This window comes from Massilia sp. 05N420 (genome assembly GCF_056397205.1).
The window spans coordinates 111,873-119,238 of the sequence record NZ_JBFTMX010000013.1; the positions used below are offsets into that span (position 1 = coordinate 111,873).

Here is a 7,366-nt window from a genome sequence, read left to right on the forward strand (position 1 = left end):
TGCTTACTTCTTTTTACTGGTTTTGGACGTGGCCTTGGGGGCCTTGGCGGCGCTCTTGCGGGGAGCGCTCTGTTTTGCTGCGGCCTTCTTTGCGGCCGGCTTTGCAGTCGGCTTCGCAACCGGCTTGTCAGCCGCTTTCTTCGGYGCGCGGCTGGCGTTCCGGCGCGTCGGCGGCACGAAGACGATGTCGTCCTCGCTCTCGTCGCTGGCGCTGAAATCCGGCGGCACCGGCGGATCGCCCTTCATGCCGTGCACCTGCTGCGGCGAAGCCGGCACCGCGCCTGCGCTTGCCGAGGTCGCGGCTTGCTTTGCCTTCCTGCGGCGCGGCGGCTTCGGCTCCAGGGCTTCCAGCGCGGCGCTGCGGGCCCGCTCCAGCGGCGCCGGCACCTCTTTCGCGGCCTTGGTCTCGGCCAGCACCAGGTCGATCTTGCGCGCCTCGAGGTCGACGCGCGCCACCTGCACGGTCACCTGGCCGGTCAGCGCGAACACCTGGCCGCTGTTCTTGCCGCGCAGCTCGTGGCGGGCTTCGTCGTACTCGAAATAGTCCTGGCCCAGGCCGCTCACGTGCACCAGGCCCTCGACGAACAGCTCGTCGAGCTGCACGAAGATGCCGAACGGGGTCACGCCCGAGATCACGCCGGTAAATTCCTCGCCCAGGCGGTCCTTCATGTAGTAGCACTTGAGCCAGTTTTCGACGTCGCGCGAGGCTTCGTCGGCGCGGCGCTCGTTGGCCGAGCAGTGCACGCCCAGCGCGTCCCAGACCGTCAGGTCCTTCGGATCCTTCTGCGTGCCGGCGGCCTTGTCCTTGGCCTGCTGCTTGCGGGTCGCGTTCGACACCGTGGTGTTCAGCTTGGACAGGTCGATGCCGGTCGGCTCGTACCTCTTGCCCTGCAGGACAGCCTTGATCGCACGGTGGGTCAACAGGTCGGGATAGCGGCGGATCGGGCTGGTAAAGTGGGCATAGTGCTCATACGCCAGGCCGAAGTGGCCGACGTTGTCCGGGCTGTAGACCGCCTGCTGCATCGAGCGCAGCAGCATGGTCTGCAGCAGGGTCGCGTCCGGACGCTCCTTGATCTTCTGCATCAGCTCGGCGTAGTCGCGGGCTTCCGGCTTGTTGCCGCCACCCAGGTTCAGGCCGACCTGCTTCAGGAAGGTGCGCAGCTGGTTCAGCTTTTCCTCGGTCGGCACCGCGTGGATGCGGAAGGTGCTCGGCTGGTCGTGGCGGATCAGGAAGTCGGCCGCGCAGACGTTTGCCGCCAGCATGCACTCTTCGATGAGGCGGTGCGCGTCGTTGCGGGTGCGCGGGATGATCTTTTCGATCTTGCCCATCGCATTGCAGACGATATAGGTCTCGGTGGTCTCGAAGTCGATCGCGCCGCGCGCCTGGCGTTGCTGCAGCAGCGCGCGGAACACCTCGTTCAAATTCAACAGGTGCGGCACGATGCCGGGACGGCGGCCGGCTTCCGGCCCTTTCGTGTTGCCGAGGATGGCGGCGACCTCGTTATAGGTCAGGCGCGCCGCCGAGTGCATCACGGCCGGGTAGAACTGGTAGGCCGTGACTTCGCCTTGGCTTGTCACGACCATGTCGCACACCAGGCAGAGGCGGTCGACGGCCGGGTTCAGCGAGCACAGGCCGTTCGACAGCTTCTCCGGCAGCATCGGAATCACGCGGCGCGGGAAGTAGACCGAGGTCGAGCGCTCGATCGCGTCGCCGTCGAGTCCGTCGCCCGGCCGCACGTAGTGGCTGACGTCGGCGATCGCCACCAGCAGGCGGTAGCCGCGGGTAGCGCCGATCTTGACCGGTTCGCAGTAGACGGCGTCGTCGAAGTCGCGCGCGTCTTCGCCGTCGATGGTCACCAGCGGCACGTCGCGCAGGTCGACCCGCTCTAGAAGGTCGCTGTCGCGCACTTCGTTCGGCAGCTTGTTGGCCTGCTTCAGCGCGGCCGGCGAAAACACGTGCGGCACGCCGAACTTGCGCACCGCGATCTCGATCTCCATGCCGGGGTCGTCGAGCTCGCCCAGCACCTCGACCACGCGGCCGATCGGCTGGCGGAAGCGCGAAGGCTGCTCGACCAGTTCGACGCTGACCACCTGTCCCGATTTCGCCTTGCCCGGCGAGCCGTCCACCAGGATATCCTGGGAGATGCGCTTGTCTTCGGGGGCGACGATCCACACACCGTTCTCCTGCAGCAGGCGGCCGATGATGTGGGTATTCGCGCGCTCGGTGACTTCGACGATCGTGCCTTCGGGGCGGCCGCGGCGGTCGGTGCCGACCACGCGCGCCAGCACCTTGTCGCCGTGCAGGACCTTCTGCATTTCCTTATCGGGCAGGAAGAGGTCGTCGCCGGGTTCATCGGGGATCACGAAGCCGAAGCCATCGCGGTGGGCGCTGATGCGGCCGGAGATGAAGCTCGAATGGTCCGTCAGTGCGTACTGGCCGGCGGGATTGGCGCGGATCTGGCCGTCACGCTCCATCGCATTCAAGCGGCGCGTGAGCACGCCTTCCGCTTCGGGATCGACTTGCAGGGCACGTGCCAGTGCGCCGCTGTCGAGCGGCCCCTTGGCATCGCGGAAAACGCCGAGAATCTCCTCGCGGCTTGGAATGGTATAGGTTGGGTGCTTCAAATCGTCTTCTATTCTTGTTGAGCCTGTGTAACGCGCCGCTTGCATTGCAAGCGGCGCAATATTGGTTGGATTGACACCTTGACAGGCGTAGTGTAACGGAGGACCGGGGGATTCGCCTAACGCCGCCCTTCCAAGCGTGCTGCGGAATCCTGCCGAGGGGACTTTGACTTTTGCCATTCATCCGCTATACTTTCGCTCTCTTCGCAAACGGCACAGCCGAAAGCGAAGCTGCTGCGAAGGATGCGGTCGGCGCAAAAGCCAAACGAAAGTTGGTCTAGCGCAAATCGGCAAAGCCTGATATCGTAGCGGAATTCGACGGCAACGTCGAGCGATGATTGCAAGACCCGGCCCACGTGGCGGAATTGGTAGACGCGCATGGTTCAGGTCCATGTGCCGCGAGGTGTGGGGGTTCGAGTCCCTCCGTGGGCACCAAAGCCGGTCTTGCAGGATTCATGGTGGTTGTTATGCCCACGYGGCGGAATTGGTAGACGCGCATGGTTCAGGTCCATGTGCCGCGAGGTGTGGGGGTTCGAGTCCCTCCGTGGGCACCAAAWGCTACCTTGTTGTTGGYTGTACCGTTGTACCKGTTGTTTGACATGCCCACGTGGCGGAATTGGTAGACGCGCATGGTTCAGGTCCATGTGCCGCGAGGTGTGGGGGTTCGAGTCCCTCCGTGGGCACCAAATGCTACCCGGCCTTCAAGAAGGCTCCCGGAATACCGGCGCAAAACGCCGCAATCTTTGCAAAAGGATTGCGGCGTTTTGCGTTGTGGCGTTCAGGGACTGGCCAGCGCCTGCCCCGCCAGATGGTGGGCAAGGAAGCCACCGATGCGTCGCTCGTACTCGGCCGGCGCGTATTCATGCAGGTCGACGTGTTCCGCACCCTCCACCACCCACAGCGATTTCGGCTCGCGCGCGGCGGCGAACAGGCGCATGGTTTCGGGCAGGGTCGTATGGCGGTCGGCGCTGCCGGCGGCGATCAGCACCGGCGCCTTCAGCCCGGGCAGCCGCGCGATCGGATGCAGCTGGCCGGAGCGATGTCCAGCCGCAGCGGCAGCTGCCACAGCAGGAGGTTCGCGAGCGGCCTGCCGAACGGGCCGAGGCGCATGCGCAGCCTATCCTCGAGCGCTTCCTCGATGGTCGGATACATCGATTCGCGCACCACCGCATCGACCGGCGGGCAATCGCGGCACAGGACCAGCGAGGACCCGGCCAGCCAGCTCGCGGCGGCACCAAGCAGGATCAGGACCAACAGCGGGACGAACAGCGCCAGCAGCAGGGTCTGGATGCGCATCGGCCGCCCCGCAGTGGCTGCTCAGTGGGTCGCCAGGTCGTCCAGGATCGGGCAGTCCGAGCGCTGGTCGCCGTGGCAGGAGTGGGCCAGCGTCTCGAGGGTGCGTTTCATCGCCTGCAGCTCCTCGATCTTGCGATTCAGTTCGGCTATGTGCTGCCGGGCCAGGACGCGCACGTCGGCGCTCGCGCGGCCTTGGTCGCGCCACAGGGCCAGCAGCTCGGCGATCTTCTCCAGCGGGAAGCCGAGTTCGCGTCCGCGGTGGATGAACTGCAGCATGCGGATTTCCTGCTCGCCGTAGACGCGGTAGCCGGAGGCCGTGCGCTTTGCCGCCGGCAGCAGGCCGATCGATTCATAATGGCGGATCATCTTGGCCGATACGCCCGATGCCTGCGCCGCTTCGCCGATATTCAACATCTCGCCTCCTCCCATGTTTGCCACAGAATACACCTTCCCATCGTGGGAAGGTCAAGCGCCGCTTCCATGCTTGACTTGAGGCGCCGGTCAGGTCAAGCTCGGCATATGTCGAAGACGCTCATTATCCTGCTTGGCCTGGCCCTGGCCAGCCCCGCCGTCCTGAACGCCGCCCCTGCGCCCTGGTACCAGTGGCGCAGCAAGAGCACCGGCGCCCTGGCCTGCTCGCAGACGCCGCTCGGCCCGGGCTGGGAGCAGTTCGCCGGGCCTTACCGCGACGCACGTTGCGAAATACGCAAGACCGAGAAATAATGTAAAAAGCAAAACATTGAGTACGCCGCAGGAAAACCAACCGAGGAGATACCGATGTTCACGAACCCCGAACAATTCGCCAACGCCACCAAGACCCTGTTCGATCTGCAGGTAGAGACCTTCAATGCCCTGGCCAGCAAGGCCGTGCAGGGCGTCGAACAGGTGGTGGCGCTGAACATGGCCACCGCCAAGAATTCGATGGACAACGCGCTGGCCGCCGGCCGCCAGATGAGCCAGGCCAGCGATCCGAAGACGGCCGTCGACAACCTGCAGGCGCGCCTGCAGCCGGGCATGCAGAACGCCCAGGCCTATGGCGAACAGCTGCGCCAGATCGTCGCCGACATCCAGAACGACTTCCAGCAGGCCGCCGATACCCACCTGGTCGAAGCGAAGAATACCCTGTCGGCGCTGATCTACGACGTCACCCAGAACGTCAAGCCGGGCCAGGAAAACGCGGTCGAGATCATCAAGGCCGCGATCGACAACGCCTTCAAGGGCTATGAACAGGTGACCATGTCGACCCGCGAGGCCATGCGCCGCGTCGAGGAGCAGGTTTCACGCGCCACCGCGCAACTGGCCGCCGCTTCCGGCCAGGCCCCGAAGACCTGAGTCCCGCTCCTTTCGCGCCGTCAGCCCTTCGGCTGCGGCGCGACGCCCAGCATCTCCTCGATGTGGGCGAAGGAGGCATCGTCCTTCACCACCGACCGCAGCCACACGTGCAGGGGCTGTTCGCCCCAGTGCGCGGCCTTGTCCGCCAGGTAGGCGACCGGGCTGTGCGGCTCGGTGCGGCGGAAGAACTCGGCCACCTCGCGCAGCTGGGCCAGGGCCTGGGCGCGCGATTGCAGCGGCCCGCCCAGGGCTTGCTCCGCCGGCGCCGGTGCCGGTATCAAGGCTGAGCCCGGGGCCGGCGCAACGGACGCCGCCGGTTTTGCGGCCGACGGCGCCGCCCCGCCCTCCTTCGCCATCGGCTTCACGAACAGCATCACGCTCTGCAGGCCGGACTTGGCGGCGCTGAAGCTCGGTCCGTCCACGCCCAGGCGCGCGTCGACGCTATGCTCGATCCGCTCGAGCGCCCCGGCGCAGTGCTCGCAGTCGCGCAGCAGCGCCCCGTAGAAGGCGGGGCCGGTGCGCGCCCTGGCCGCCTCCAGCCTGGCCAGCTCGTCGCCGCCGTGCATGCGGGCGACGTCGAAATCGCGCAGCGCATGGCCGGGCTGGCCGCCCTGGCCCTCGGTCAGCGGGATCTCGCGCAGCAGCGGCGCGATGCGCGCCGCCATCCAGGACAGGTTGCCGATGCGCCGCTCGTGGCCGTCCTCGTCGGGCAGCGGATACATGCCGTCCCAGTAGCGGTCGCACAGGGCCGCGATCAGGACCAGGCTGTCGGCCAGGCCGCCCAGGCCGCTGGTGCGGGCCTCGGCCTCGGCCAGCCAGACCGCCAGCTGCAAGTCCTTGCTGCGCTTTTCGATCAGCTGGGCGCACTGCTTGGCAACGAACTTCCAGTCGGCCTCCTTCAGCTCGGTGACCCAGGCGCCCTGCTCGATCGACGGGTCGTCGGCCTGGCGCGCGCGCACGATGTCGTCGATCTCGCGCGAAAAGGCCAGGTCCTCGCCGCAGGGCCGGCCCTCGCTCACCGGCGCTAGCAGCATTTCCATGTTCAGCATGCCATCCTCCTCAAGCCGGTTCGACGGCGTACTTGATCTTGCCGCCCCTGGTGGCGCCGACCTTGATCGCCTTGACACCGCCGCCGGCCGCCATCGCCGCCAGCACGTTGTCGGCGATCTCCGGCAGCAGCGTGCCGTTCAGGATGGTGTCGACGTTGCGCGCACCGGAGTCGACCTCGGTGCAGCGCGCCAGCACGGCGGCCACCAGCGCCTCGTCGTACTGGAAGCTGGCGTTGTGGTTGGCGGCCACCCGCGCCTTGATGCGCTCCAGCTTGAGGCGGATGATGTTGGCCAGGACCTCGTCGTCGATCGGATAGAACGGCACCACCGTCAGGCGCCCGAGGAAGGCCGGCTTGAAGTGCTTCATCAGGCCGGGCCGGATCAGTTCCGACAACTGCTCCGGCGTCGGGCGCTCGGCCGCCGGCTTGTTCAGGCAGGCCTGCATGATCTGCGGGGAGGCCGCGTTCGAGGTCAGGATGATGATGGTGTTGCGGAAGTCGATCTGGCGGCCTTCGGCATCGTCCAGCACGCCCTTGTCGAAGACCTGGAAGATCAGCATCCGCTTCTCCGGTTTGTTTCTAATTGGCATTGGTGTCCAATCTTAGGAGGTACACGGTGCGCCCTACAGATGAAGATCAATCCGGCTCGCGGCGTCCGAACCTGATGTCCTCGACGCGGCGCTCGGCGAACGAGATCAATATTCTCGCCATGCTCGACCGCCACGAGTCAGCCGGACTGCCGCAGCGCATGCTGCGCGGCCTGCGGCGCATGCCGGCCCTGTTCTGGTACGGGACCGCCGGCGTGCTGGTGGTCGGCTTGGTCGGCACGCTGGCCTGGCTGGCGGGGGATGGCGGCGCGCCCTCCCCGACCGCTGCCGCGCTGGCCGGTGCCGGCGCGGAGGGCAAGTCGGCCGCCGCCGTCGCCGCGCCGCCTGCCCCGGCGCTCCCAGCGCCCGGAAGGACAGGCGCCGCCGAACCCTTGGCGGAGACCCTGCCGGCCGGCGGCGCGACCGTCGTCGAGGTCGCCCCCGCGCCCGTGACCGGCGCGCCGGCGCCGGCCCCGGTACT

Annotated in this window: 7 protein-coding genes, 3 tRNA genes and 2 pseudogenes; 6 read left to right on the plus strand and 6 right to left on the minus strand. The window is 66.9% G+C overall.

Annotation, left to right across the window (positions count from 1 at the left end; translation table 11 throughout):
* Positions 1 to 3: 3 nt before the first annotated feature.
* Positions 4 to 2,670, minus strand: a complete 2,667-nt coding sequence (gene rnr / locus AC1DIX_RS10205) for a ribonuclease R (protein ID WP_477324048.1) — start codon at positions 2,668 to 2,670, stop codon at positions 4 to 6.
* A gap of 302 nt (positions 2,671 to 2,972) precedes the next feature.
* On the opposite strand from rnr, the gene AC1DIX_RS10210 reads away from it, so the two are divergent.
* The 3 genes from AC1DIX_RS10210 (at position 2,973) to AC1DIX_RS10220 (ending at position 3,308) form a co-directional block, all read left to right on the plus strand.
* Positions 2,973 to 3,057, plus strand: a tRNA-Leu gene (locus AC1DIX_RS10210).
* A gap of 34 nt (positions 3,058 to 3,091) precedes the next feature.
* Positions 3,092 to 3,176 (plus strand) — tRNA-Leu (locus AC1DIX_RS10215).
* A gap of 47 nt (positions 3,177 to 3,223) precedes the next feature.
* Positions 3,224 to 3,308, plus strand: a tRNA-Leu gene (locus tag AC1DIX_RS10220).
* A 92-nt stretch (positions 3,309 to 3,400) separates the two neighbouring features.
* On the opposite strand, the gene AC1DIX_RS10225 is transcribed toward AC1DIX_RS10220, so the two are convergent.
* Genes AC1DIX_RS10225 through cueR form a run of 3 tightly spaced genes read right to left on the minus strand, consistent with a single transcriptional unit; the run spans position 3,401 to position 4,329 of the window.
* Entirely contained in the window at positions 3,401 to 3,688 is a 288-nt protein-coding gene (locus AC1DIX_RS10225) for a hypothetical protein (protein WP_477324050.1), read from the minus strand.
* A complete protein-coding gene (locus AC1DIX_RS10230) occupies positions 3,619 to 3,918 on the minus strand; it encodes a hypothetical protein (RefSeq protein WP_477324052.1) in 300 nt (99 codons plus the stop codon). The genes AC1DIX_RS10225 and AC1DIX_RS10230 overlap by 70 nt, the downstream gene beginning before the upstream one ends.
* A 21-nt stretch (positions 3,919 to 3,939) precedes the next feature.
* Complete coding sequence (gene cueR / locus AC1DIX_RS10235) at positions 3,940 to 4,329, minus strand: Cu(I)-responsive transcriptional regulator (protein WP_477324074.1); 390 nt, start codon at positions 4,327 to 4,329, stop codon at positions 3,940 to 3,942.
* A gap of 108 nt (positions 4,330 to 4,437) precedes the next feature.
* Between cueR and AC1DIX_RS10240 the strand changes: the two genes are divergently transcribed.
* Positions 4,438 to 4,641: a hypothetical protein gene (locus AC1DIX_RS10240; RefSeq protein ID WP_477324054.1), complete on the plus strand. Its 204-nt coding sequence runs from the start codon at positions 4,438 to 4,440 to the stop codon at positions 4,639 to 4,641.
* Between the two features lie 54 nt (positions 4,642 to 4,695).
* The gene (locus AC1DIX_RS10245; protein ID WP_477324056.1) at positions 4,696 to 5,250 is read left to right on the plus strand and encodes a phasin family protein; all 555 of its coding nucleotides are present in this window, start codon (positions 4,696 to 4,698) and stop codon (positions 5,248 to 5,250) included.
* A 20-nt stretch (positions 5,251 to 5,270) separates the two neighbouring features.
* Here the strand turns inward: AC1DIX_RS10245 and tssA are convergent, their stop codons facing one another.
* Together tssA and AC1DIX_RS10255 are read right to left on the minus strand one after the other, a co-directional pair.
* Positions 5,271 to 6,299 carry a type VI secretion system protein TssA gene (gene tssA, locus AC1DIX_RS10250; RefSeq protein ID WP_477324058.1) on the minus strand — a complete coding sequence of 343 codons (1,029 nt, stop codon included), beginning with the start codon at positions 6,297 to 6,299 and terminating at the stop codon, positions 5,271 to 5,273.
* A gap of 10 nt (positions 6,300 to 6,309) precedes the next feature.
* Positions 6,310 to 6,855, minus strand: a pseudogene (locus AC1DIX_RS10255) (AAA family ATPase); the annotation flags it as partial.
* 59 nt (positions 6,856 to 6,914) lie between these two features.
* Here AC1DIX_RS10255 and AC1DIX_RS10260 point away from each other — a divergent pair.
* Positions 6,915 to 7,366, plus strand: a pseudogene (locus AC1DIX_RS10260) (hypothetical protein); the annotation flags it as partial.

Coding starts and splice junctions, on each gene's coding strand:
- AC1DIX_RS10245 (WP_477324056.1), top strand. CDS start 4,696: ATGTTCACGAACCCCGAACAATTCGCCAACGCCACCAAGACCCTGTTC.
- AC1DIX_RS10230 (WP_477324052.1), bottom strand. CDS start 3,918: ATGCGCATCCAGACCCTGCTGCTGGCGCTGTTCGTCCCGCTGTTGGTC.
- tssA (WP_477324058.1), bottom strand. CDS start 6,299: ATGCTGAACATGGAAATGCTGCTAGCGCCGGTGAGCGAGGGCCGGCCC.
- AC1DIX_RS10240 (WP_477324054.1), top strand. CDS start 4,438: ATGTCGAAGACGCTCATTATCCTGCTTGGCCTGGCCCTGGCCAGCCCC.